Consider the following 23,004-nt stretch of genomic DNA (forward strand, 5'->3'; position numbering starts at 1 on the left):
ATGAACCACGATCCGACGACGCAGGGGAGCGACCATACCTCTACCCTCACCATCGGTGTGACCGATCTCATGACCTCGCTGGCGGTCATCTTTATTCTGCTCTTCAGTGCCTATGTGACCAAGGTATCTGAAACGGAATCGCAGGCCAAGGTCCCGGTTCCGCCGCCGGCGCAACCGCTCGCGCGGACCACGACCGACGACATCAAGGGAGCGCTCCGCGAACATTTCCAACGGTTCAACCTGTCTCTGGAAGCAGATCCGGGTGATCGCGACGTGGTGCGGATCGTCGTGCCGGAGGCCTTGCTCAATTTTGAGTTTGGAAAGGGAACGTTGTCCCTCTCGGCTGATCGGTTTTTGACGGAGGCCATGCCGACCTATGCGGGTGTGCTCTGCGGTGCATTGCGGGACCGTATCGAGTCCTTGGTCATCGAAGGCCACACCGATGATCGAGGGTCGGATATCTACAATCTGAAACTGAGCCAAGAGCGTTCGCTGAGCGTGATGGGCAAGGGGTTGCAGGTCATCAAGGAACGAGCGCCTTGGGCCTATCGCTGCTTTCACGAAAAGACGTCGGCGAGCGGGCGGGGGCGCCAAGATCTCATCGTCGATGAATGGCACCTGCCTGATCGGGAAAAGAGCCGACGGGTAGTGTTCAAAATCCGTCTCCGCTCTGCGGCAGAACCGGCCGACATGGGTCGACCTCTCGGGACCAGCAACGGCCAGGCGTTCGTCTCCGGCCTGTATTAGCGAGTGCTCTGGTTGGGCGCATCCTTCGCGCAGCGAAACCCCACGTCGTTCCGCCTGGCATCCGGGGTATAGCCCGCGCGATTCGTCGATCGGATGGATTTGGCATCGTTGTTCCAGGCGCCTCCCCGCATGACCTTGAGCGGACCGACGGAGGGGCCGGGAGGGTTGTCCCGAGGGCTGTACTGGTAGTAGGCCGGGTCGTACCAGTCGGCGACCCACTCCCAGAGGTTCCCCGCAAGATCGTAGACTCCGCTTCGGCTTTTCCCTAATTCGTACCGACCCACATTAGTCAAGGTGTCATACCCTCGCCACTTGGTTTGGCCGGCGTTGACGTGGCCTTTGGTCGGGTGTTCATCTCCCCAGGGATAGAGCCGGCCTTCGGTTCCCCGCGCCGCCATTTCCCACTCTGCTTCCGTCGGCAACCGTTTGCCTACCCACCGACAATAGTCGCGGGCGTCGTACCAGTCGACGCCTGTCACCGGTTTGTTGCCATGTGGACCTGCGAGAGCTTCGTTCCACTTGAACGGCGGGTCTGGTTTTTGTGAGGCCAGAAACTCGGCATAGCGGGAGACGGTCACTTCAAAGGCATCGAGATAAAACGCTTTGATGACTATGCGATGGACTGGCTGCTCGTCGTCATCGCCTCGGTCACTCCCCATCGCCAACTCCCCTGCTGGGATACCCACCATGGGAACGGCGTTCCGCGAATCGAGTTGGGCCGCCGTGATTTGTGTGCCGGCGATCAGATGTCGGTCCGTGAGATCGGGACGAGGAACTGGAAGTCTCGGTTCGGCGGCGCCGGCTTGAGCGGTGATCAGGAAAGCGCTCGCAACGGCTATGGAAAAAAGGCGTATCCTGACTTCACGCATAGGCGTATCCTTCTGCCCACCGTGGGGCGCAAGTACGAAGCTGTCTACGGCATTGTAACGCGTGAGAGGGAAGAAGTGGGGCCAGCTGACGGTTCTTTATTTGAGCAGGTGATCGGAGATGAGGGCGGAGAGTTCTGCCGGCTGGATGACGCCTTCTCTCGTCAGGAGGAGTTGTCCTCGCAGAAAAAAGTGCGTGGTGGGATAGGTCTCGAAGGTGTGGGTTTTCTTGATCTCGCGACAGCGACCAGGGACATGCATCTTGGCCTTACCGATCTTCACGGTCGGAAATTTGGCGGCGATGTCTTCCAAGATAGGGTCGTATTGTTTGCAGGGTTCACAGGTGGCAAGACCGTACGCGATGACCGCGCCGTCGCTCTCGGTGAATTCCTTGTAGTTCTCGTCTCGGACGTCCTGCACTGTGCCGTTCATGCCGTCTCTCTCCTTCGCATAAGATTGGGACCGAGCGAAGGATCCTTGTGCACCCACCGCTCGGCCCACAATCCCAGTGGTTAGCTCAGCTTGGAGAGGGCGGCGAGGATGTCTTTGTCATCCCGGGCCACCTTGATTTCCTGAACCTTCACATAGGCCACCTTGCCGTTCTTGTCGACGATGACGGTGGCGCGCTTACCGCAGTTCAGCGGCTCGAAGTACAGGCCGTACTTCTTCACAACTTCGCGATTGAAATCGGAAAGCAGACGATGCTTCAGTTCCAGGGAGTCCGCCCATGCCTTGTGAGAAAAAAAACTGTCGCAGCTGATGCCGAAGAGTTCGGCATTGGCATTTTGGAATTGCGGAAAGTCGTCGGTGAGGCACTTGTTCTCACCCTGACAGACCGGGCTCCAATCGAGAGGATAGAATGCCAGCACGACATTCTTCTTCCCTCGGAAGTCGCTCAGTTTGACGTCTTTCTGGTCTTGATCTTTTAATGTGAAATCCGGCGCGGTGTCGCCGACCTTGATTTCTGCAGCTACATCACTCATTGCAATCCTCCTCCTGGGTTGACATACCGATCCTGCGCAAACCTCTTGGTGGTACCACGCCCGGAAAAACCTTGTCAACGGGACCAGAAGACCTAAGGAAAGGCGGAATCAGACGATTTTTTGATTGGGCGGTTTCAAGTTCCAAGTGCAACGGGTGAATGATGGCGCAGCTGCGCATAGACCTCCAGGGGCGTGGCAAAGTGGAGACATTTCCGTGGGCGGGTGTTCAGCCGATAGGCGATGGCGTTCAATTCCCGTTGGGTATAGCGCGACAGATCGGTGCCCTTCGGCAAATACTGACGCAGGAGTCCGTTCGTATTCTCGTTGGTTCCCCGTTGCCAGGGGCAATGGGGATCGGCAAAAAAGATACGGATCGTCAGACGCTTCGCCAACCGTTCGTGAGCGGCCATCTCTTTGCCCCGATCATAGGTCAGGGTGGAGCGCAGCGCGGCTGGCACGTGCCGAAGCTTCTTGGAGAACCCGCGATAGGCCCTCTCGGCATCGGTGCCCTCCATTTTCGCCAACAAGACCAGGCGAGTAGTCCGCTCAACCAGGGTGCCAACGGCCGATCTATTGCGAGCACCTTTGAGCAAGTCGCCTTCCCAGTGTCCGGGCACCGTCCGGGTCGCCACTTCAGCAGGGCGTGCGGCAATCGGGGTCATGTTGGGAATCTGGCCGCGGCGGTCGGCCCCCCGTGCGCGCGGCCGACGCGTCTTGCGTGCCTGACGCAGGGCCGCCAACAATTCGGTCCGCAAGGCGCCACGTGGCAGCACGTACAGGCCCGCATAGATGGTTTCGGCAGACAGCCGCTTCCTCATGTCGTCAGGATACATGCGGCGGAGGCGTCCAGCAATCTGCTCGGGCGAGCACCCTGCCGCCAGATGCCGCTGGACGTACTGCCACAACCACGGGTCGAGGAGTTTTCGAAGCCGCCGTGGGTGATGCGCTCGGATGCCTGCGTGGCGCTGCGCTGTACAGGCCCGATAGGGACAGCCGCGTGTGGTGTTCCGGGCTACCTCGCGGCTCACGGTGCTCGGGGCTCGTCCCAAGATCCGCGCCATTGTTCGGAGCGAATGGCCATGGGTCAGCCCCAGACTCAACGTCTCACGCTCTTCAGCACTCAGGTGTGTGTACGCTCTCGTGTGCATGGCAACACCGTAGCCCATTCGGGCTGGCAGTGTTGCACTTGGAGTTAGACCTCAAGTTGCAAAACAGCAGCTTAAGTCGATGAGAGTGAGCGCCGGGATCATCCTTCGATGGAGACGTCTGCGATCTGCCGGAACGCGCGCATCTGGCCGGTCGGGGCGGCAGTCCGGTGTTTGACGATCCGAACCGTCTGTGCGAGGTCGGGAAGGTCCAGGTTCTGTCCGACCTTGGGGTTGTGCCCTCCGCGCTGGACTTCGTCGACCGCCGACAGGAGAAGCTCGATGGTCTCACGTTCGGGCAATCCCCGCGGTTGAATCAATTCCAGTTCGTCGAGACCGAATTTCGTGAGCCCCAACGTGTAGAACCAATCGGCTGCTCCGTCCTCTGTTTCCTGGTGTCGGATACTCACATGGTCTTGTATCATGAACATGTTGAGCGGCCGATCCTGCCAGTCTGATGGATTTAGATAGTCGTGACAGGTGAGGTCAAACGCAGTGCCCTGGGTCAGCAGCGTCAGTCCACGAGCGAGCCTGGCTGTGAGCAGGATCGTATCTACAATGATACCGGGTCCAACAGCGGTAGGAGCCACCGTTCCAAGCGCCTGATGCCCCCAGGCCAGGAGACGATGCCATTCGGCGGCATTCGCTTCCGGAAGCTTGGTCGCGATGTGAGCCTGCCATGGACCATGGCGAACGATTAGAGTGGGGCTGCCGCTCCCTTCCTGGCCGAGGAGGGGGCCGCCGTAGTGGAGGTCGTACCAGGCCTTCAGTTCCTCGATGGGAGGCGCCGTGCCGCGGTAGCCGATGAGATAGAGCGGTGGCTTGGTGAGGGCCGGCTTCGGCGCCTTTTTCCGAATTTTCATCTCGGCCCCGAGAGAGTGCCTGGATGAGCCATGGGCTTACTTGGCGCTCTTTTTCGCTTTGCGGCGATCCTCCGGGTTCAGGAGCCGCTTTCGAAGGCGGAGGCTTTTCGGGGTGACCTCGACGAGTTCATCCGGGCCGATATATTCCATGGCGAATTCCAAGGTCATTTCACGCGGCGGCGTCAACACCAGGGCTTCGTCCGAACCTGCGGCACGCATGTTCGTGAGCTGCTTCTGTTTGCAGACGTTCACATCCAAGTCTTCGTCCCGGCTATTCTGGCCCACCACCATGCCTTGGTAGACCTCGACCCCAGGACCGATGAATAACTCGCCTCGTTCCTGCGTCATGAACAGCGCGTAGGCCGTGCTGGTTCCGGCTTCAAAGGCCACCAGCGATCCGTGAGGGGCCACCAACAGAGCCTTTTCGTCGGCTGGCGCATAACCCGAGAAGACGTGGTGCAAAATCACGGTGCCGCGTGTCTTGGCCAGGAGTATGTTTTTCAGCCCGATGATTCCCCTGGTGGGGATGTGATACTCGATGTGCATCTCGCTCGCCGTGCCTTCGGAGTGCACGAGCTTCATGTGTCGAAGTTCACCCTTGCGTTTGCCGATTTCTTCGATGACGGGGCCCTGATATTCCGACGGCACCTGCACCGTCAGGTCTTCGTACGGCTCCGTCACACTATCGCCGTCGCGGTGCAGAATGACTTCGGGTTGCGAGATCTGTAGCTCATACCCTTCGCGGCGCATTTGTTCGATCAGAACACCGAGATGGAGTTCGCCGCGTCCGGCGACCAGGAAACGGTCGGCGCTGTCGGTCTCCTGGACGCGCAGGGAGACGTTGGTTTCCAGTTCACGAAACAGGCGTTCCCGGAGGTGACGCGAGGTGAGGAACTTGCCTTCTTTTCCGGCAAAGGGACTATTGTTGACGGAGAAGGTCATCTGCACGGTCGGCTCGTCGATCGTTACGCGAGGCAGCGCGACCGGATTGGTTGCGTCGGCGATCGTGTCGCCGATGTTCACCTCATCGAGGCCGGAGACGGCCACGATTTCTCCGGCGTCCGCCTGCTCGATGTCGGTGCGCTCCAGACCGGAGAAAACCGAAAGGTCAGAGATGCGTCCCGCGACCTGACCGCCGTCTTTCGTGAGGGTGGCGACATTTTGGCGTCGTGCAATGGAGCCGGATTGAATCTTGCCGATTCCCATCTTGCCTTTATAGGAATCATACGTCAGGGCCAATACCAGGATTTGCAGTGGGGCATCACGAGTGATGGCTGGTGGGGGAATTTTGTCCAGGATCGTATCGAGCAGCGGCGTAATGTCGTTCCCCGGTTTGTTCACGTCCAACGTTGCGACGCCTTTGAGAGCCGACGTGTAGACGATGGGAAAGTCGAGTTGCTCATCGGTTGCCCCCAGGTGTACGAAGAGGTCGAACGTGCGGTTCACGACGTCGTCGATCACGGCGTCGGGCCGGTCGATTTTGTTGATGACGACGATTGCCTTGTGTCCGAGGGCCAGCGCTTTCCGCAGCACGAAAGTGGTCTGCGGCATGGGCCCTTCCTTCGCATCGACCAGGAGCAGCACGCCGTCCACCATGCGCAATGTCCGCTCGACCTCGCCGCCGAAGTCCGCATGGCCCGGGGTATCGACAATGTTGATCTTGACGTCCTTGTAGGTGACGCTGGCGTTCTTCGCGCGAATCGTAATGCCGCGCTCGCGCTCCTGGTCCATGGAGTCCATGATGCGTTCGCCCATGTCCTCGATCTTTCGGTGCACTCGCGTCTGGCGGAGCAGGGCGTCGACGAGGGTCGTTTTCCCATGGTCCACGTGGGCGATGATGGCGATATTGCGAATGTCGGAGCGGCGGTCGTGGGGAGCGCGTAGTTGTGTCATGGTGTGGTCGTCTCGCGGTCAAAAAAAAGACGCCTCACCAGTGAGGCGTCGGGCTGCAGTATACCCGAAATTTCTGATCCGGCACAAGCGAAGCTCTGTTTCAAGTCGGAGCGTCCTTGCTTGAGTTTTGAGGGGATGCGTTGTAAGTTGACCAGACTACCCTCCTCAGTTTTCATTCCCTTGGGAGCTGGTTTGCATGCCTGGTCATGATCGGTTTGCCCAAACGCCGCTCCCCCGCCGCCGCCGGCGTTGGTGGAAGATTGCCCTGATCGGAGTGCTGCTCGCTGTCCTGCTCGGCGGCGGTGGCGCGGCCGGCACGCTGTGGTATTTCTCCCAAGACCTTCCGTCGCTCGATCCCCTGCAAAATTACCAGCCCAGTCTGGTCACCCGCGTCTATTCCGAGGACCGGCAGGTGATCGGCCAGTTTTTCATAGAGCGGCGGTTCCTGAAGCCGCTTCAGGAGATGCCCAAGAGCCTGACGCAAGCGGTGATCGCTACCGAAGATACGAGGTTTTTCGAGCACCCCGGACTCGACATCGTCGGTATCCTGCGCGCCGCCTGGACCAATATCCGCCACGGCGGGCGGAAGGTGGAGGGCGCCAGCACCATCACGCAGCAGTTGGCGCGGTCGCTCTTCTTGTCTGCGGAGCGCACGTTCGACCGCAAGCTTCGCGAACTGATCCTGGCCTACAAGATGGAACTGGTCCTGACGAAGGAACAGATCCTGGAGATGTATCTGAACCAAATCTATTTCGGCCAAGGCGCCTATGGGGTCGCCGCGGCCGGACAGACCTATTTCGGCAAGGAACTCTCCCAGCTGACGTTAGCGGAATCCGCCTTTCTCGCCGGCCTTCCCAAGTCCCCCAGCCACTACTCCCCTTTCAAGGCCTATGACCGTGCCAAGAAGCGGCAGGAACATGTATTGGGCCGGATGGAGGAGGCGGGATTTATCACCCGAGCCGACCGGGAACAGGCGGTAGCCGAAAAGCTGAACTTCCGCCGACCGGGGAGCGAGCATCTGGGGCCCTATTTCGTGGAGTACATTCGGCAACTGCTGGTCGCCAAATTCGGCGAAACGATGGTCTATAAGGGCGGCCTCGAAGTCTTCACCACGTTAAACGCCGATATGCAGAAGGCAGCCGAAGCCGCCGTGTCGAACGGACTCCGTGAATTGGATAAACGCCAGGGCTGGCGTGGGCCGGTGCGCACCGTTGACCCGGCCACGTTGGAGGTGTCGGCGCCCGATCCTTCCGTGAAGCTGGCCGAGGGAGACATGATGGAAGGCGTCGTGACGAAGATCCAGAAGGATCACGTGCTGGTGCAGATCGGCGGCGGCACTGGCCGGCTCGCGTTTGACGATATGGCGTGGGCTGCCAAACGGTTGAAGGGAAAGGATCCGATCAAGGACGTCGTCCTGGTGAAAAATCTCAAGCAGCTCCTCGTGCCCGGCGACGTGATCGAGGTGGGAATCAAGAAGCTGGAGAAGGAGATCGTTCATCTTCGGTTGGAACAGACGCCGATCGCCGAAGGCGCCCTCATCGCCATCGATCCCAAGACCGGAGCCATTCGAGCGATGGTAGGGGGGTACGACTTTACGCGCAGTGAATTCAATCGCGCCGTGTTGGCTCGGCGACAGCCCGGGTCCGCGTTCAAGCCGGTCATCTATGCGACCGCGATGAACCAAGGCATGAGTCCGGCCACGGTCGTGCTGGATGCGCCGGTTGTGTATGAACAGGAAGAAGAAGACAAGACCTGGAAGCCCGAAAACTACGGGAAGCGGTTCCACGGCATCGTGAGTCTGCGCGAAGCGTTGATCCATTCCCATAACCTGGCGACCGTTCGGCTGCTGGACAAGGTAGGTATCCGAAATGTGATCGATTTTGCGCGGACGGTGGGAATTGTCAGCCCGTTGGCGGCGGACTTGTCCTTGGCATTGGGCTCGTCCAGCGTCAGTATGATGGAGTTGGTCTCGGTGTACGGGGTGTTCGCCAATCAAGGGTTGCGGGTCGAGCCCTACGCGATCGCGAGTGTGCAGGACAGCGGAGGCCGGATGTTGGATCAGGCCTCGATCCAGCCCCGCCAAGTCGTCTCACGGGAGACGGCCTATCTGATCACCAACATGATGGAAGATGTCGTGCAGCGCGGGACCGGTGTGGCGGCGAAGGCGGCCATCGACCGGCCGGTGGCGGGAAAAACCGGCACGACCAATGACTTCACCGATGCCTGGTTCATCGGGTCGGCGCCCAATCTGGCCGCCGGAACGTGGGTCGGGTTTGATGACCGGCGACCGCTCGGCGAAACCGAGTCCGGAGCCCATGCGGCCTTACCAATCTGGATCAGCTTTATGAAGGAAGCCCTCAAGCAGTTGCCCGTCGTGCCTTTTGAGATTCCTGATGGGGTGATGTACGTCAAGGTCGATCCTGCCACCGCGCTGTTGACGGATCAGGATGAACAGCAAGGGACCGTCGAACTCTTCACCAGAGGAACCGAGCCCACCAAAAGCGCGGGCTCGAAGATCGATCCGACCGATTTCTACAAGCTCGATCATATTCCAGAGAGCGCGCCTCCGCCGACAAGCGAACCCTAGCCGAGGGCAGCCGGTCGCTTCGGTCAACAGAGGTTCAATCAATACAGCGGAGGGCTGGGTGCGAGGGGGTCAGGACTGGGCGTCCTGATACTCCTCGTGCCAGGCCATTTGGATGGACTCCAGAATCTTCTCGTTTGACTTCTTGGGATCATCCTTGAATTCCGGCAGCGCCACGATCCAGCTGTGCATGTCCGTGAAGCGGACCGTCAAGGGGTCGGTCGTGGGGTGGGTTTCGACCAGGCGGATCGCGATTTCTTCGGTGTCATTCCATTTCAAGTCCATGCCGCTGCTCCCTAGAGCAGGCCCTACGCCTGCTCGGTGATCTCCGAGAGTTTCTTGTTTTCGAGCGCTTCCTTCAGAGAGGTATCCATCAAGAGTTCTGCAAAATGATGGGTGACTTTCTCCACCTCTTGAATGCGGCCACGGATGGCCTTGTGGTCATCGGCCTGTCTGGCCTGGCCGAGGGCGGTTAAGGCTGCCTGAATGTCGGCCAGTTCATCCTGGGCCAGCAGGTGCCCTCCTTGACCCAGCGCCTTTTCCGTCGCCTTCAGGATCGCCTCAGCTTCATTGCGGGCTTCGATCAGTTGCCGGGCCTTGAAATCCTGCGCGGCGAATTTGAAGGACTCGCCGATCATCCGTTCGACCTCTTCGTCCGAGAGGCCATACGAGGGCTTCACGGCGACCGACTGGCTCGCGCCGGTCCTGACATCCCGGGCCGAGACGTTCAAAATTCCGTTCGCATCGATGAGGAAGGTGACCTCGATGCGGGGTACGCCGGCCGGTAGCGGCGGCATCTTCAATTGAAAGCGAGCCAGGCTTCGATTGTCCTTCACGAGTTCGCGTTCGCCCTGCAGAATATGGATATCGACTGAGGTCTGGCCGTCGACGTACGTCGTAAACATTTCCTTCGCGCTGGTGGGAATCGTGGTGTTGCGACGGATGAGAGAACTCATGACTCCGCCCATCGTTTCAATCCCGAGCGAGAGCGGCGTTACGTCCAGCAGCAACATGTCGGTGGTGCCGCCGGAGAGGATATCCGCCTGCACTGCTGCCCCAAGCGCCACCACCTCATCGGGATTCAAATCGCAATGGGGGGGCTTTCCGAAGAGGGCCTGGACCTGTCGGCGGACCAGCGGCATTCTGGTGGATCCCCCCACCAGCACCACTTCGTCGATATCGTTGGGAGCAAGTCCGGCATCCTTCAGGGCCATACGGCAAGGGCCCAGGGATCGTTCGACCAGCGGCAGCGTCAGCTCGTCCAGCTGGCTGCGCGTGAGATCACGCCGGTAGGGCCCTTTGCCGTCGGGCAATTCCAGCATGATGGTGGCGGCTTGCGCATCGGAAAGCCGAATCTTTGTTCGCTCGGCTTCCAGTCGCAGGCTTTGCATCGAATCAGGATAGAGCGAGATATCGAGGCCCTGTTTCTGGAGAATGTCCTTTGCCAGCAGATCCACGAGAACACGGTCGAAATCGTCGCCACCCAGGTGCGTGTCCCCATTCGTCGCCAAGACTTCAAAAATTCCGTTCTTCAACTTTAGGATCGAGATGTCGAACGTGCCGCCGCCCAAGTCATACACCGCGATGGTGCCTTGGGTGCGTGCTTGCAGGCCATAGGCCAGAGAGGCGGCCGTCGGCTCGTTGATAATCCGCAGCACCTCCAATCCGGCAATCATACCGGCATCCTTCGTGGCTTGACGTTGGCTGTCGTTGAAGTAGGCCGGGACGGTAATGACGGCCTTGGTGACGCTTTCCCCCAGGTACGCTTCCGCCCTCTGCTTAAGCTCCTTCAAGATCATGGCGGAGATTTGGGGGGGAGAGTAACTCTTGTCGCCGATCGTGATGCGGATCACACCACCTTGCTCGTGCAGCTTGTAAGGGAAATAAGGGAGTTCGTTTTCGACATCCGCCAACCCCTTACCCATGAATCGTTTGACGGAGTAGATCGTGCGATTCGGGTTGCGGACGAGATGCTCTTTGGCCGAATCGCCGACGATGAGGCCGTTGTCGGTTAAGGCGACGACGGACGGAACCATCGATCGTTCATTGCGCCCGTGAATGATTCGAGGCGCCTTGCCGTCCATGTAGGCGATGAGTGAATTGGTAGTGCCGAGATCAATACCGACGATTCGAGTCATGGGTGCGGTTATCCAACGGTTGCAATGAGATCGTTGACGATGTTGCGGACATAGGTGCGGTTGGACAGCAGTTCGCGCATCTCCTTGAGGACCGCTTCTTTCTTGGCCCGCACGGCCTCCGTGGGTTCTCCTTGCCGTTGTAAGCGGTCCCAGGTTTCGAAGAGGTCAAAGAGTTTGGATTCCATGTCCTGCTGCCGTCCCTCCAGCGTTTCCCGATCGGACTGGAGCTTCGCTTTCAGTTCTGTGAGATCCGTCGAAGGTTGGGTTGCCGCTGCTCGAAACTCTTCCAAATCATCCTGCAGGGAAAGGATCTCCTCGAAGAGGTCAGCTGGCGGTGAATTTCTGATCTCCTTGGCAGCGCCAGCCTCCAGGCGGACCAAGTATTCGGCTCGTTGAATGGGGTCCTTCAACGTGCGATAGGCCGTGTTCAGCAGGGCGGAGTTCCCTAAGCTGATGGTGCGCTCGGTGTCCGTCTTCGTCTGATAGAAGTCAGGGTGAAAGGAGCGGCTCATTTCATAGAACTTGTTTTCGAGGCTACTGGCATCGATCGTCAAGAATCGAGGCAGGCCCAGGCAGGTAAAATAGTCCAGTTCCTTGGAGAGAGGCTGGACTTTCACGCAGCGGTCACAGAAATATTCCCCTGTGACTTCCGATTGGCAATGCCAGCACATGCTGCGCGCCATCTGGAGTTCGGTGCGAGAGCTTCCGACTTTCGAGGTCTGTTCCATCACGGGTCCTTTGCCGAGGCGCCTTGTGCCCACGTTCGAGCGGTCGCTGACGTTTAGGCCGAGAACGATTCGCCGCAGCCACAGGTCTTGTTGGCGTTGGGATTCACGAACTTGAATTGCCCGCCCATCAAATCCTTCTGGAAATCCAACTGAGTGCCCTGAAGATAGATGGCACTCTTCGCGTCGACGATGACCTTGATCCCTTCAATGTCATAGACGGCATCGTATTGCCCGATCTTGTCGTCGAAATTGATGGTGTAGCTGAGACCGGAACATCCGCCGCCTTTGACGCCCAGCCTGAGTCCGCCCTCCGTCATACCCTGCACATTGATCAACCGCTTCACTTCCTTGACGGCCGATTCACTGAGCGTAACGACAGGGGCTGGTGTGGTCGTATCGGGAGTATTCATCGTACTGGCTCCTTGTTGGACAGGATGTGTTACTTCGTTTGTCCTTCGGCTGCGGGTACCTGAGTTTCGGCCTTCTTCCTGTAATCAGCCAACGCGGCCTTGATGGCGTCTTCCGCCAGGACCGAGCAGTGGATCTTGACCGGCGGGAGATTGAGCTCCTGCACGATATCCGTGTTCTTGATTTGGGCGGCCTCTTCAACTGTCTTTCCCTTCAACCACTCCGTGGCGAGGCTGGAACTGGCGATAGCCGATCCGCAGCCGAATGTTTTGAATTTAGCGTCCACGATTGTGTCGTTCTGCACCTTGATCTGCAGTTTCATGACGTCGCCGCATTCGGGCGCGCCTACCATGCCTGTCCCGACACCTTCCTCATCTTTCTTGAAGCTGCCCATGTTGCGGGGGTTGTTGAAATGATCGACGACTTTATCGCTGTAGGCCATGGGGTCCTCCGAAATATTATGGGTGACGATTCGATTGAGTGTTGATCAGTGTGCCGCCCACTGGACGGACTTCAAGTCGATGCCTTCCTTCGCCATTTCATACAGGGGCGACATCTCTCGGAGCTTGGTCACGGTCTCAATAATGCGTGTGGCCGCGTAGTCAACTTCATCGTCCTTCGAAAACCGCCCTAGGCCGAACCGGATGGAGGAATGCGCCAGTTCGGTTCCGACGCCCAAGGCACGTAGCACGTACGAGGGCTCCAAGGTTGCAGATGTACAGGCGGAGCCAGAGGAAAGGGCAATCTCCTTGCATCCCATCAACAGCGATTCTCCTTCGACATACGCGAAGGACAGATTCAGGTTGTTTGGCAGCCGCTCAGTGGGATGGCCATTGAGATAGACATCCTCAAGCGCCGTGGTGATGGTCTTGTGGAGTCGGTCGCGCATGGTGGTCAAGCGGGCGGCTTCTTGCGCCATTTCTTGTTCACACAATTCGCAGGCTTTCCCGAAACCCACGATCAAGGGAACGGCGAGGGTGCCGGACCGCATGCCGCGCTCGTGACCGCCCCCATCCATTTGAGCCGCGATGCGGACGCGCGGATTCTTTTTTCGGACATACAAGGCGCCGATGCCTTTGGGGCCATAAATCTTGTGGCCGGTGAAGGACATGAGGTCGATTCCCATCTCTTGGACGTTGATAGGAACCTTGCCCACCCCTTGCGTGGCATCGCAATGGAAGAGCACGCCCTTCTCCTTGGCGATCTTTCCGATCTCTTTGACCGGATTGATGGTGCCGATCTCATTGTTGGCGAACATGACGGAGATCAAAATGGTCTTGTCGGTAATGGCGTTCCGCACATCTTCCGGATTGACCATGCCGAACTTATCGACTGGCAGATAGGTGACCTTGATCCCTCGCTTGGCTTCCAAGGCCTTGGCGGTATCGAGCACCGCACGATGCTCCGTGGCTGAAGTGATGATGTGGTCACCCTTCTCGTGGTACATCTCGACCACGCCCTTCAAGGCTAGGTTGTCGGATTCGGTTGCGCCGCTGGTAAAGACGATTTCCTTGGCATCCGCGTGAATCAGCTTGGCAATCTGCTTCCGGGCGTTCTCCACCGCCTCCTCAGCCTCCCAACCGAACGCATGGTTCCGACTGGCGGCGTTGCCGAATTTTTCTGTGAAATAGGGAAGCATAACTTCCAGCACGCGCGGATCCATCGGGGTGGTGGAATGATTGTCCAAATAAATCGGGAACTTCATCGCTCGACTCCTTCTTGTGTCGTCGTGACAGATTGGATGGTGATGAGCGGCGTGCCTCCCATCATGTCCTGCAGTGTCATACTGTTCAGCATCTGATAAATACTGCTTTGAATCTTGAGCAGCGGTGTTCGGATATTGCAGTGTTCCCGCTGCATGCAAACGTCACCGTCCCGTTCGTGCGAACAATCCATAATTCCAAGAGGGCCTTCGAGGCTTTCCAAGACCTGGGCGATGGTGATCTCTCGCGGGCTTTTGCCGAGAAGGTACCCGCCTTTGGGTCCGTTGTGGCTTTCGATCAAGCCGCTCTTCGAGAGGGTCTGGAGGACCTTGGCTAACAATTCGACTGGTATGTGGTATTCCTCGGCGATCTCTTTGGTGTTGACCACGCGTGCGCGCGCCACATCTCCATATTGGTTGGAAGCAATGTGTTGCAGTGCCATCAACCCGTAGTCCGCCTTTTTCGATAATTTCAGCATGGGACTATTGCCGATCCATAAAGTCGGAGACTATAATGATCTCCGATCAAAAGAGTCGCCTAAAAGCTATCATGCGATCTTTTGGGCTGTCAAGAGAGCTGGGACCACGTTTACGAGAAAGGGGCGAAGCACCATGGGCGGGACCAATCCCTATATCCAAAAAGCTGAGGTGGAGTTACCGACGAAGGCGTACCGTGTGACCTTCATCTTCCCCGACAAGAGCGAGCGAGAGGTGATCGTACAGCCCGACAGGATTCCCTATGGTCACACGGGGCTGCCCGGCAGCATCCTCGATATCGCGATGGGAAATGGAGTCGAGTTGGAACATGTCTGCGGCGGCGTCTGTGCCTGCTCCACGTGCCATGTCATGGTGAAAAAGGGACTGGAGACCTGCAACGAAGGAACGGACGATGAGTTCGATCAGTTGGATGAAGCGCCCGTCACTACATTACAGTCTCGGCTGGGATGTCAGTGTGTCCCGAACGGCTCGGCTGATGTGGTGGTAGAAATTCCGGCGGTCAATAAGAACCTGGTGAAGGAGGGACATTGATCCTCGCGTGCTGAAGCCTCGTCGTCCCACGGTTAGTCGTAGGTTTCGAGTTTTACTTCCTTTCGGTCGTACCCCAGCTCCATCAAGAGTGCCCGTAGGGGGCGGGCAAAGGCCTTGATCCCTGCAATCAAGGGGGTCACCCTGTGTCCGTTCCCCGCAGTCTGTTTGACTGCGTCCGCGGTCGCAGGTGCTGCTGGGTCCTCGGTCACAAAGCTGAGGTAGTGGAAGTCGGACTGTGCCGCCGCTAGGGCCAGAAACTCTTCATGATAGAGCTGCTCTGCGCCACTGGGGGCTTGCGCAATCAACGTGGTTGAAGGCAAGGTCCCTTGCGCCGCCATCGATCGGATCATGCAGCGAAGCGGCACCAACCCCGAGTAGCGTCCTACCAACAGCAGCGCAGTGGACGGGGAATCAGGAAGCAAGAAGTGCCCGTAGGGGCCGGAGAACGACAGTTGGTCGCCTGGCTTGAGTGAGCCCAGATACCCTGATCCCTTTCCTCCCGGGACATGGTCAAAGACCAGCGTCAGGTGACCGGTAGAGGAAGGCGGTTCCGCCAGCGAATAGGCGCGATTGAGTGGGGGATGGTCTCCAACCGGCAACTGCAGGGAGATCCACTGACCGGGCTTGAACGACATCGGGCCCTCGACGGGGCGAAGCACGAGTTCCGTCGTGTGGGGCGTCAAGGGGATCAGAGAAATGATGTCGGCGACTCTGGTTGGTTCGGCCATGCTCTGTACATAACAAAAACCGTTTCAGAATGAAACTGCCGCGTTCTGTACATCCCCTCGGTCCCATGTTATAGATGCCCCGCTGTTTTCCGTTCCTCCACGCTCCATCAACCGCACGGTGACGCGATGAGTCAGGTCAGGGTCCGGTTTGCACCCAGTCCGACGGGATATCTCCATATCGGTGGGGTGCGGACGGCATTATTCAATTGGCTGTTCGCACGGCAGCAGAACGGCGTGTTCGTGCTTCGGATCGAAGATACGGACCAAAGTCGATCGACGGATGAATCCATTCAAGCCATTCTCGATGGGATGCGATGGGTCGCACTGGATTGGGATGAGGGCCCGTTCAGACAAACCGAGCGCATGGACCTCTATCGCGCCCATGCCATGCGGCTCTTCGACGAAGGGCGAGCCTACTGGTGCGTGTGCACCGCGGAGGAACTCGAGGCGCGCCGGAAGGAGGCGGAGGCCGCGGGGCGATCGCCCAAGTACGACGGGCGCTGTCGAGGGCGCGGTCTGAGCAAACCTGCCGGAGAGGCGGCGTTGCGATTCAAGGCCCCACAAGAGGGCCAGACCGTCATCGACGACCTAATCAAGGGCCGGGTGGTGTTCGACAACCAGATTTTGGACGATGTCATCATCCTGCGCTCCAACGGCTATCCGACCTATAACTTCTCGGTGGTAGTGGACGACGGCCTGATGGGGATTACCCATGTCGTGCGTGGGGACGATCACTTGACCAATACGCCGCGGCAGATACCTATCTTTGAAGCACTGGGATTTCCGCTTCCGCGGTTTGGCCATCTGCCGATGATTTTGGGCTCGGATAAGGCGCGGTTGTCGAAGCGCCATGGCGCGACCTCGATCATGGCCTACAAAGAGATGGGCTATCTGCCGGATGCCATGGTGAACTACCTGGCGCGCTTGGGCTGGTCGCATGGGGACCAAGAGATCTTTTCGCGGGATGAATTGATCGAGAAGTTTTCCTGGAAGAACGTGCAGACTTCGGCGGCCGTGTTTAACCCGGATAAGTTGTTGTGGCTCAATGCCGAATACATCAAGGCGAGCCCCCCCAATCAGGTTGCGCAGGCGTTGGTGCCGATGCTGGAACAGGCGGGGCTGAAAGAAGCCGTCGAGGCCGTGTCGGAGGAGTGGTTGGCTCGGCTGGTCGTCTTAGTACGCGAGCGAACGAAGACTCTCGTCGAAATGGTGCAGTGGGTCTTGCCGTACTTCGGCGAGGCCGTCGCCTTCGACGCGGAGGCAGCCCAAAAGTTTTTGACTGCGGCCCAGGTGCCGGCTCTGACGAAACTGGTCGAGCGGTTCGAGGCGATGCCGATCTTCTCGAAGAAGGAATGGGAAGCGGCCTTTAAGCAGGTGGTCGAAGCAGAAGGCCTCAAAATGGGGCAGCTGGCGCAGCCGGTCCGTGTGGCCTTGACCGGTCGGACCGCCAGTCCCGGGCTCTTCGAGGTGATGGAGGTGTTGGGGCGCGAGCGAACTCTTCGCCGCCTCCGCGGGGCAATCCAACGGGCTTCGCGCGCCTGAATCCGTGCACCGGAATCGGCCTCGATCTTGACGAGGCAGAGAGGCTTATATTACTGTGTGGACCGGTTGGGGGATCGTCTAGCGGTAGGACGTCAGTCTCTGGATCTGACTACCTAGGTTCGATTCCTAGTCCCCCAGCCAAAATTTCCCACACCCTGCGATCCGAAACTGCGTCTGGATTGGTTCCGTACCGCGCTGGGGGATCGTCTAGCGGTAGGACGCCAGCCTTTGGAGCTGGCTACCTAGGTTCGATTCCTAGTCCCCCAGCCAATAAGCCTGCCTCCATCAATTCTCCTGGAGTTGCGCCCGCTTTTGATCCAGTTCAGCCCACCGGACATAGAGCCGATCCACTTCGGCCTGGGCAGCGGCCAGTGCCTGTCCACGGGCCTGCAATTCCCCCGCATCCGAAATAATCGCCGGATCATGGAGGGCCGCTTCACAGGCTGCGACCTGCTTCTCCGCTTTCAGAATATTGTCCTCGATCGTGCCCCACTCTTTTTGCTCGCGATAACTCAGCTTCTTGGGTTTGCGCGCGGGAATCGCCGAGGTGGTCTCGTTCTGGACGGCACTACGCCCGTCACTTTTGGATTCCGGGGCGGATCCACCGGCTCGCTCCTGCGCGCTTTCCCACTGGGCATAATCGGCGAACCAGTCGGTCCGTCCGGTGCCGTCCAAGGCGAGGAGGATGGTGGAGACACGATCCAGCAACCAGCGGTCATGGGTGACCAAGACGAGTGCTCCGGGGAATTCGAGCAGGCTATCTTCCAGAACATCCAGGGTTGGGATATCCAGGTCGTTGGTGGGCTCGTCGAGAATGAGCACGTCTGCCGGTTGCAGCATGAGGCGTGCGATCAGCAACCGGGCCTGTTCTCCGCCGGAGAGCCGGGAGACTGGTAGGTCCAGCTGCTCCGGACGAAAGAGAAAACGTTTGGCCCAGGAGGCGAGATGGATGGAGCGGCCTTGATAGATCACGGCGTCTCCGGATGGAGCCAGCGCTCGTCGCAACGTGGCGGCGGGATCGAGTGAATCGCGATGCTGCTCGAACGACACGATGCGGAGACCTTCGGCCCTCGTGATCGAGCCCTCATCCAGCTTTAAGGTGCCGGCCAGCAACTGGAGCACCGTCGTCTTTCCGCTGCCGTTGGGCCCGAGAAGTCCCAGGCGTGTCCCTGGACCGAGGAGCAGATCGAGGTTGGTCACGATGGCGTGGGTGCCGAACCGTTTTGTGACCTGGTGCGCCACGATCAGCTGCTTGGACTTTCGTCCTGACGCGGAGAAGTCGATCTCGACAGTTGCTTGGGCTGCGCGAGCTTCTGCCTGGTCCAACTCGTCGATGAGCTTTCCGGCTGCGTCGATGCGACCCTTCGCCTTGGTCGTACGAGCCTTGGGGCCACGGCGCAGCCATTCGATCTCGCGTCGTACACGGTTCGCCAACGATGATTGGTACTCGGCCTGCGCCTGCAGGAGCGCATCACGTTGTTCGAGAAAGTCGCTGTAGCGGCCGCGCGCTTCAAAGCAGCCGCTGGGATAACAGCGATTGAGTTCCACCATGCGCGTCGCGATCGATTCGAGAAACCGCCGGTCGTGGCTGATGACGAGAAAGGCCTTCGCACGTTGCGTCAAGAGCCTTTCCAACCAGAGAATGCCTTCGAGGTCCAAGTGATTGGTCGGTTCGTCCATCAACAGGACATCCGGCTCCAGCAGCAGGGCCTGGGCGATGGCGAGCCGTTTCCGCCAGCCTCCGGACAGAGTGTCGACCGTTTGATCGGGGGCGGCAAAGGTGCCGATGCTGAGCGCGCGCGCGATTCGACCGCCCTGTTCGTGGGGATCGAGTCCTTCCTCCACGAGCGTCTGTTGGAGGACCTGTTCAACGGTGGAGTCCGCGGAGAAGCTGGGTTCCTGCGGCACATAGCCGACGCGGGTGTGGCGGCGGAGCGTGCGGGTCCCGCGATCGGGGATCTCAAGCCCGGCCAGAATCTTCAACAGCGTGGACTTGCCTGAGCCATTCGGGCCGATCACGCCGACGTGGTCTCCCTCGAAGAGCGCGAGCGACAGATCCGCAAACAGGGTGCGGACGCCATAACCCTTGCTGATCGATTCGCAACTCAACAGGATGTTGCCGGCCATAAGCGGGGGTGCTCACTTCACGACGTGACGGCTGAGAGGGCGCTTGCTTAGCCTGTGGGCTGGCCCTTTTCGATTCGGGCCCAGGCGTCTTTGAGCGTCACGGTACGGTTGAAGACAGGTTTGCCTGGTGCGGAGTCCGGATCGGCACAAAAATATCCGACACGTTCAAATTGCAGCCTCGTCCCGGGGGAAACCGTCGCCAGGCTGGGCTCTACTTTGCAAGCCGAGAGCCGTTCGAGGGAGTGGGGATTGAGGTGGGTGGTCCAGTCGTCTTCGACGGGAATCTTACCGGGATCCGTGAGCATGAGACGATCATACAGTCGGACCTCTGCATCCACGGCATGTGGCGCAGATACCCAGTGGATCGTCGCCTTCACCTTGCGTTGCGCCTGAGGGCCGCCGCTCTTGGTGTCCGGATCGTACGTGCAGCGCAGCTCGGTGATCTCGCCGGTCGTCGGGTCCTTGATGACCCCCACGCATGTGATGATGTAGGCATAACGGAGGCGGACTTCGCGCCCTGGCGCTAGGCGGAAGAACTGTTTCGGAGGATTTTCCCTGAAGTCTTCTTGGTCGATATAGAGCGTGCGCGAGAAGGGCACCGGCCTTCTCCCTGCCGACGGATCTTCCGGATTGTTCACGGCCTCCAATTGCTCGACCTGCCCTTCAGGATAGTTTTCGATGACCACGCGCAGGGGGCGGAGCACGGCCATGACTCGGGGCGCGCGCTTGTTGAGATCTTCCCGAACGAAATGTTCCAGGAGCTGCACCTCGACGACGGCATCCCGTTTCGCCACGCCGATTGCCTCACAAAAGGCGCGGAGCGCCTCAGGCGTAAATCCGCGGCGGCGGAGGCCCTTGAGCGTGGGAAGGCGCGGATCGTCCCAGCCGTCAACCAGCTTGCGCTCCACCAGGTCCAGTAGCTTGCGTTTGCTCATGACGGTAAAACTGACGTTCAGCCGGGCGAACTCGATCTGCTGCGGGCGTTGCGACGTCTCACACTGCTCGACGACCCAGTCGTAGAGGGGGCGATGGTCTTCGAATTCCAACGTGCAGATCGAATGGGTGATGCCTTCGATCGCATCCGAGAGGGGATGCGCGAAATCATAGGACGGATAGATGCACCAGGATGCGCCGGTGCGGTAGTGAGCGACGTGGCGGATGCGATAGAGCACGGGGTCGCGCAGGTTGATGTTGGGTGAGGCCATGTCGATCTTGGCTCGGAGTACGTGCGCCCCGTCCGGGAATTCACCTGACCGCATGCGCTGAAAGAGGTCCAGGTTTTCCTCGACACTCCTGCTGCGATAGGGGCTCGGTGTGCCCGGCTCCGTCAACGTGCCGCGATGGCGGCGCATTTCTTCGGCGCTGAGGCTGTCCACGTAGGCGAGTTGTTTCTTGATGAGGAGCACCGCAAAGCCGTACAGCCGCTCGAAATAATCGGAGGCGAAGAACAGCTTGTCCTGCCAGTCGAACCCCAACCACCGCACGTCGTCCTGAATGGCCTGCACATATTCAGGATCTTCCGTGGTGGGGTTGGTATCATCCATCCGCAGGTGGCAGACCCCGCCGGGATTCTCGGCGGCGATGCCGAAGTTCAAGCAAATGGATTTGGCATGGCCGATATGGAGATAGCCGTTGGGTTCGGGCGGAAACCGGGTGACGACGCGACCGGCATGTTTGCCGGCGGCGCGGTCTGCTGCCACGACCTCACGGATAAAGTCGGAGCGTGATGGGGATTCTGGGCTGTTGGACATGGTCGTGATCGCGCCTCGTTCTATCACAGAAGAGGCGGTCGAGTCGATTTTCTCTAGCGGGATCGCATAGACTGCCGTAGGATAACACCTCTGCGCGAAAAGAAGATCGTCCTGTCACAAGCCGACAAGGAGTATGGGTGATGAACTGTCGCCGGTTCGGGTGGATGTGGCTGATTGTGTCCGGTGTATTGTGGGCCGGCGTACTGCATGCCGAAGAACCGGCACTGCCGGGGGCCTGCCGTCCCTTGTCGTTCGAGGTCAAGATGCGCTGTTACCAGGGGCACCTGGAAACGGTGCTGCAGCTTGAGGGAACGGAGCGGGCGCTCACGGAGTTGGAGCAGATTACCGCGCAAGATCCTGAAGCGTTGCGGGAGGCCCATCCGCTGGTTCACCACATCGGGCAACGCTCGTTCGTGCGCTATGGCTCTGCGCCTCAGGCCATGGCCCATTGTCGCGATGTATTTTGGTCCGGCTGTTACCATGGCGTGTTGCAGGCCTATCTGAGCAGCCTCACCACTGTCGAACCGGAGCATATTCTTCCGGTGTGCCCCATCAGTGAGACGGTGTCGGCCTACTCGTTTCAGCGGTACAACTGTCTGCACGGGCTGGGACATGGCTTAACCATTCAATTTCGCTACGATGTCCTGAAAAGCCTCGCCTTCTGCGACGCGCTGCCCGGCAGCTGGGACCGCGAGTCCTGTTACGGCGGCGTGTTCATGGAAAATATCGTGACGTTCCAGCAGGCTCGGCAAACGCAGGTGTCCACTGCCCATCACCACCACGAGCATGCTCCGACCAGTTTCTTAAACCCCCAGGATCTGCTCTACCCCTGCTCCGTCCTGGCCGAAAAATACCTGCGCGCCTGTTACCTCATGCAAACCTCGACGATCCTCACCTTCCTGAATTATGATTTCGCCCAGGCCTTCGCCCAGTGCGCGCGGGTGGAGGGAGAACACCAGACGACCTGTTATCGGAGTCTGGGGCGGGATATCAGCGGGTATACGCTCCGCGATGCCGCTCGGGTCAACGAACTGTGCCGACTCGGCCAAGGCGATCAGATCCGCCAATGCTTCATCGGCGCGGTCAAGGATTTTATCCTGACGGACGCCAGCCCCGATCCAGGGTTGGCGCTCTGTCGGAGTCTGGACGGGCCTTTCAAGAAGGACTGTTACGCCACGGTGGGGGAAATGTCGGTGCCGCTCTTTGACGACAAGGACAAGCGCGCACAAGCCTGCCGCAAGGGCGAGGATGAATTCGTCGAAGCCTGCCTGACCAACGCCACGGCCTTCTGACCGCTCAACATCCCTCGCACGCTCCTCGCGCGGCTCATCCCCTCATGACGGGCGTGGTGAAGCCTGGTGGCCGGGCGGAGGGACAGTCTGCACTACGGAGAACTCGCTCCGCGCGATCACCTGCCCCTCCACGTGCAAGCGAAACTCATAGCGGCCTGGAGCAGGAAAGACCAAGACGGGGATATTGATCCCCACGTCCGACATTTGCCGCCGGTTGGGGATGGCGACGTGGGGGAGCGAGGCGCGGCACACCAGTTCCTCCGTAGGAAGGTACACCAGGTCGATGTCGAAATGGTACGTGCCCTCCGCGTCGGTCATGCAGAAGTACAGGCCCAATTGTTGGTGCTGAAAGGGAAAACTCGCGGCTTGTAGGTGGGTGAAAATGCCGATCAGGGAGCGCTTCCTCGTAAGGCTGTCCTCAATGACGTAATCGCAGGCCAGGAAGGCGTGAATGGTCGGTCGGGGAAGATCGGGCATG

At 59.2% G+C, this 23,004-nt stretch carries 22 protein-coding genes and 2 tRNA genes; 7 read left to right on the forward strand and 17 right to left on the reverse strand.

Annotated elements, in window-relative coordinates; translation table 11 throughout:
* Positions 1-747 carry an OmpA family protein gene (locus HRU82_12780; GenBank protein QOJ35760.1) on the forward strand — a complete coding sequence of 249 codons (747 nt, stop codon included), beginning with the start codon at positions 1-3 and terminating at the stop codon, positions 745-747.
* Here the strand turns inward: HRU82_12780 and HRU82_12785 are convergent.
* From HRU82_12785 to typA, 6 genes are all read right to left on the reverse strand, one after another.
* A complete protein-coding gene (locus HRU82_12785) occupies positions 744-1,616 on the reverse strand; it encodes an SUMF1/EgtB/PvdO family nonheme iron enzyme (protein QOJ35761.1) in 873 nt (290 codons plus the stop codon). The genes HRU82_12780 and HRU82_12785 overlap by 4 nt on opposite strands.
* Positions 1,617-1,712: 96 nt before the next feature.
* Positions 1,713-2,045 carry a thioredoxin family protein gene (locus tag HRU82_12790; GenBank protein ID QOJ35762.1) on the reverse strand — a complete coding sequence of 111 codons (333 nt, stop codon included), beginning with the start codon at positions 2,043-2,045 and terminating at the stop codon, positions 1,713-1,715.
* An 80-nt stretch (positions 2,046-2,125) separates the two neighbouring features.
* On the reverse strand, positions 2,126-2,596 hold the full coding sequence (locus HRU82_12795) for a peroxiredoxin (GenBank protein ID QOJ35763.1): 471 nt from the start codon (positions 2,594-2,596) through the stop codon (positions 2,126-2,128).
* Positions 2,597-2,730: 134 nt separating this feature from the next.
* Positions 2,731-3,744 carry an IS30 family transposase gene (locus HRU82_12800; protein ID QOJ35764.1) on the reverse strand — a complete coding sequence of 338 codons (1,014 nt, stop codon included), beginning with the start codon at positions 3,742-3,744 and terminating at the stop codon, positions 2,731-2,733.
* 98 nt (positions 3,745-3,842) lie between these two features.
* Positions 3,843-4,604, reverse strand: coding sequence for a hypothetical protein (locus HRU82_12805; protein QOJ35765.1), 762 nt, complete (start codon positions 4,602-4,604; stop codon positions 3,843-3,845).
* A 36-nt stretch (positions 4,605-4,640) separates the two neighbouring features.
* Positions 4,641-6,497 (reverse strand): translational GTPase TypA, encoded by a 1,857-nt coding sequence (typA, locus tag HRU82_12810; protein ID QOJ35766.1) that lies wholly within the window; start codon positions 6,495-6,497, stop codon positions 4,641-4,643.
* 196 nt (positions 6,498-6,693) lie between these two features.
* On the opposite strand from typA, the gene HRU82_12815 reads away from it, so the two are divergent.
* Positions 6,694-9,084: a PBP1A family penicillin-binding protein gene (locus HRU82_12815; GenBank protein QOJ35767.1), complete on the forward strand. Its 2,391-nt coding sequence runs from the start codon at positions 6,694-6,696 to the stop codon at positions 9,082-9,084.
* 69 nt (positions 9,085-9,153) lie between these two features.
* Here HRU82_12815 and iscX read toward each other — a convergent pair whose 3' ends face one another.
* Genes iscX through HRU82_12850 form a run of 7 tightly spaced genes read right to left on the reverse strand, consistent with a single transcriptional unit; the run spans position 9,154 to position 14,536 of the window.
* Positions 9,154-9,366, reverse strand: a complete 213-nt coding sequence (iscX, locus tag HRU82_12820) for a Fe-S cluster assembly protein IscX (GenBank protein ID QOJ35768.1) — start codon at positions 9,364-9,366, stop codon at positions 9,154-9,156.
* Between the two features lie 23 nt (positions 9,367-9,389).
* Positions 9,390-11,219: a molecular chaperone DnaK gene (dnaK, locus tag HRU82_12825; GenBank protein ID QOJ35769.1), complete on the reverse strand. Its 1,830-nt coding sequence runs from the start codon at positions 11,217-11,219 to the stop codon at positions 9,390-9,392.
* An 8-nt stretch (positions 11,220-11,227) separates the two neighbouring features.
* Positions 11,228-11,947 (reverse strand): Fe-S protein assembly co-chaperone HscB, encoded by a 720-nt coding sequence (gene hscB / locus HRU82_12830; protein ID QOJ35770.1) that lies wholly within the window; start codon positions 11,945-11,947, stop codon positions 11,228-11,230.
* Positions 11,948-12,000: 53 nt separating this feature from the next.
* Entirely contained in the window at positions 12,001-12,357 is a 357-nt protein-coding gene (locus tag HRU82_12835; GenBank protein QOJ35771.1) for an iron-sulfur cluster assembly accessory protein, read from the reverse strand.
* Between the two features lie 29 nt (positions 12,358-12,386).
* Positions 12,387-12,797 (reverse strand): Fe-S cluster assembly scaffold IscU, encoded by a 411-nt coding sequence (gene iscU / locus HRU82_12840; protein ID QOJ35772.1) that lies wholly within the window; start codon positions 12,795-12,797, stop codon positions 12,387-12,389.
* 45 nt (positions 12,798-12,842) lie between these two features.
* The gene (locus HRU82_12845; protein ID QOJ35773.1) at positions 12,843-14,060 is read right to left on the reverse strand and encodes an IscS subfamily cysteine desulfurase; all 1,218 of its coding nucleotides are present in this window, start codon (positions 14,058-14,060) and stop codon (positions 12,843-12,845) included.
* The gene (locus HRU82_12850) at positions 14,057-14,536 is read right to left on the reverse strand and encodes an Rrf2 family transcriptional regulator (GenBank protein ID QOJ35774.1); all 480 of its coding nucleotides are present in this window, start codon (positions 14,534-14,536) and stop codon (positions 14,057-14,059) included. Before HRU82_12850 ends, HRU82_12845 begins: the two co-directional genes overlap by 4 nt.
* A 133-nt stretch (positions 14,537-14,669) precedes the next feature.
* On the opposite strand from HRU82_12850, the gene HRU82_12855 reads away from it, so the two are divergent.
* A complete protein-coding gene (locus HRU82_12855) occupies positions 14,670-15,086 on the forward strand; it encodes a 2Fe-2S iron-sulfur cluster binding domain-containing protein (protein QOJ35775.1) in 417 nt (138 codons plus the stop codon).
* Between the two features lie 32 nt (positions 15,087-15,118).
* Here HRU82_12855 and HRU82_12860 read toward each other — a convergent pair whose 3' ends face one another.
* Complete coding sequence (locus HRU82_12860; GenBank protein ID QOJ35776.1) at positions 15,119-15,814, reverse strand: hypothetical protein; 696 nt, start codon at positions 15,812-15,814, stop codon at positions 15,119-15,121.
* Between the two features lie 126 nt (positions 15,815-15,940).
* On the opposite strand from HRU82_12860, the gene gltX reads away from it, so the two are divergent.
* From gltX to HRU82_12875, 3 genes are all read left to right on the forward strand, one after another.
* Positions 15,941-17,356 carry a glutamate--tRNA ligase gene (gene gltX / locus HRU82_12865; GenBank protein ID QOJ35777.1) on the forward strand — a complete coding sequence of 472 codons (1,416 nt, stop codon included), beginning with the start codon at positions 15,941-15,943 and terminating at the stop codon, positions 17,354-17,356.
* A gap of 67 nt (positions 17,357-17,423) precedes the next feature.
* Positions 17,424-17,497, forward strand: a tRNA-Gln gene (locus HRU82_12870).
* A gap of 55 nt (positions 17,498-17,552) precedes the next feature.
* Positions 17,553-17,626: transfer RNA gene (locus HRU82_12875), tRNA-Gln, on the forward strand.
* Between the two features lie 15 nt (positions 17,627-17,641).
* Here HRU82_12875 and HRU82_12880 read toward each other — a convergent pair.
* Positions 17,642-19,483, reverse strand: a complete 1,842-nt coding sequence (locus tag HRU82_12880; GenBank protein QOJ35778.1) for an ABC-F family ATP-binding cassette domain-containing protein — start codon at positions 19,481-19,483, stop codon at positions 17,642-17,644.
* 47 nt (positions 19,484-19,530) lie between these two features.
* Positions 19,531-21,234, reverse strand: coding sequence for a glutamine--tRNA ligase/YqeY domain fusion protein (locus HRU82_12885; GenBank protein ID QOJ35779.1), 1,704 nt, complete (start codon positions 21,232-21,234; stop codon positions 19,531-19,533).
* A gap of 140 nt (positions 21,235-21,374) precedes the next feature.
* Between HRU82_12885 and HRU82_12890 the strand changes: the two genes are divergently transcribed.
* Positions 21,375-22,526 (forward strand): hypothetical protein, encoded by a 1,152-nt coding sequence (locus HRU82_12890; protein QOJ35780.1) that lies wholly within the window; start codon positions 21,375-21,377, stop codon positions 22,524-22,526.
* A 42-nt stretch (positions 22,527-22,568) separates the two neighbouring features.
* Here HRU82_12890 and HRU82_12895 read toward each other — a convergent pair whose 3' ends face one another.
* Complete coding sequence (locus HRU82_12895; protein QOJ35781.1) at positions 22,569-23,003, reverse strand: hypothetical protein; 435 nt, start codon at positions 23,001-23,003, stop codon at positions 22,569-22,571.
* Between the last annotated feature and the right edge of the window lies 1 nt (position 23,004).

This window comes from Nitrospira sp. (assembly GCA_015709715.1).
Lineage (GTDB): Bacteria > Nitrospirota > Nitrospiria > Nitrospirales > Nitrospiraceae > Nitrospira_A.

Bases quoted from the DNA above. Each gene is read 5' to 3' on its own strand.
- HRU82_12855 (QOJ35775.1), top strand. From the start codon at position 14,670: ATGGGCGGGACCAATCCCTATATCCAAAAAGCTGAGGTGGAGTTACCG.
- dnaK (QOJ35769.1), bottom strand. From the start codon at position 11,219: ATGACTCGAATCGTCGGTATTGATCTCGGCACTACCAATTCACTCATC.
- HRU82_12800 (QOJ35764.1), bottom strand. From the start codon at position 3,744: ATGCACACGAGAGCGTACACACACCTGAGTGCTGAAGAGCGTGAGACG.
- HRU82_12850 (QOJ35774.1), bottom strand. From the start codon at position 14,536: ATGCTGAAATTATCGAAAAAGGCGGACTACGGGTTGATGGCACTGCAA.
- hscB (QOJ35770.1), bottom strand. From the start codon at position 11,947: ATGGAACAGACCTCGAAAGTCGGAAGCTCTCGCACCGAACTCCAGATG.
- HRU82_12790 (QOJ35762.1), bottom strand. From the start codon at position 2,045: ATGAACGGCACAGTGCAGGACGTCCGAGACGAGAACTACAAGGAATTC.
- HRU82_12885 (QOJ35779.1), bottom strand. From the start codon at position 21,234: ATGTCCAACAGCCCAGAATCCCCATCACGCTCCGACTTTATCCGTGAG.
- HRU82_12880 (QOJ35778.1), bottom strand. From the start codon at position 19,483: ATGGCCGGCAACATCCTGTTGAGTTGCGAATCGATCAGCAAGGGTTAT.
- iscU (QOJ35772.1), bottom strand. From the start codon at position 12,797: ATGGCCTACAGCGATAAAGTCGTCGATCATTTCAACAACCCCCGCAAC.
- typA (QOJ35766.1), bottom strand. From the start codon at position 6,497: ATGACACAACTACGCGCTCCCCACGACCGCCGCTCCGACATTCGCAAT.
- HRU82_12895 (QOJ35781.1), bottom strand. From the start codon at position 23,003: ATGCCCGATCTTCCCCGACCGACCATTCACGCCTTCCTGGCCTGCGAT.
- HRU82_12890 (QOJ35780.1), top strand. From the start codon at position 21,375: ATGAACTGTCGCCGGTTCGGGTGGATGTGGCTGATTGTGTCCGGTGTA.
- HRU82_12845 (QOJ35773.1), bottom strand. From the start codon at position 14,060: ATGAAGTTCCCGATTTATTTGGACAATCATTCCACCACCCCGATGGAT.
- gltX (QOJ35777.1), top strand. From the start codon at position 15,941: ATGAGTCAGGTCAGGGTCCGGTTTGCACCCAGTCCGACGGGATATCTC.
- HRU82_12785 (QOJ35761.1), bottom strand. From the start codon at position 1,616: ATGCGTGAAGTCAGGATACGCCTTTTTTCCATAGCCGTTGCGAGCGCT.
- HRU82_12795 (QOJ35763.1), bottom strand. From the start codon at position 2,596: ATGAGTGATGTAGCTGCAGAAATCAAGGTCGGCGACACCGCGCCGGAT.
- HRU82_12835 (QOJ35771.1), bottom strand. From the start codon at position 12,357: ATGAATACTCCCGATACGACCACACCAGCCCCTGTCGTTACGCTCAGT.
- iscX (QOJ35768.1), bottom strand. From the start codon at position 9,366: ATGGACTTGAAATGGAATGACACCGAAGAAATCGCGATCCGCCTGGTC.
- HRU82_12860 (QOJ35776.1), bottom strand. From the start codon at position 15,814: ATGGCCGAACCAACCAGAGTCGCCGACATCATTTCTCTGATCCCCTTG.
- HRU82_12780 (QOJ35760.1), top strand. From the start codon at position 1: ATGAACCACGATCCGACGACGCAGGGGAGCGACCATACCTCTACCCTC.
- HRU82_12815 (QOJ35767.1), top strand. From the start codon at position 6,694: ATGCCTGGTCATGATCGGTTTGCCCAAACGCCGCTCCCCCGCCGCCGC.
- HRU82_12805 (QOJ35765.1), bottom strand. From the start codon at position 4,604: ATGAAAATTCGGAAAAAGGCGCCGAAGCCGGCCCTCACCAAGCCACCG.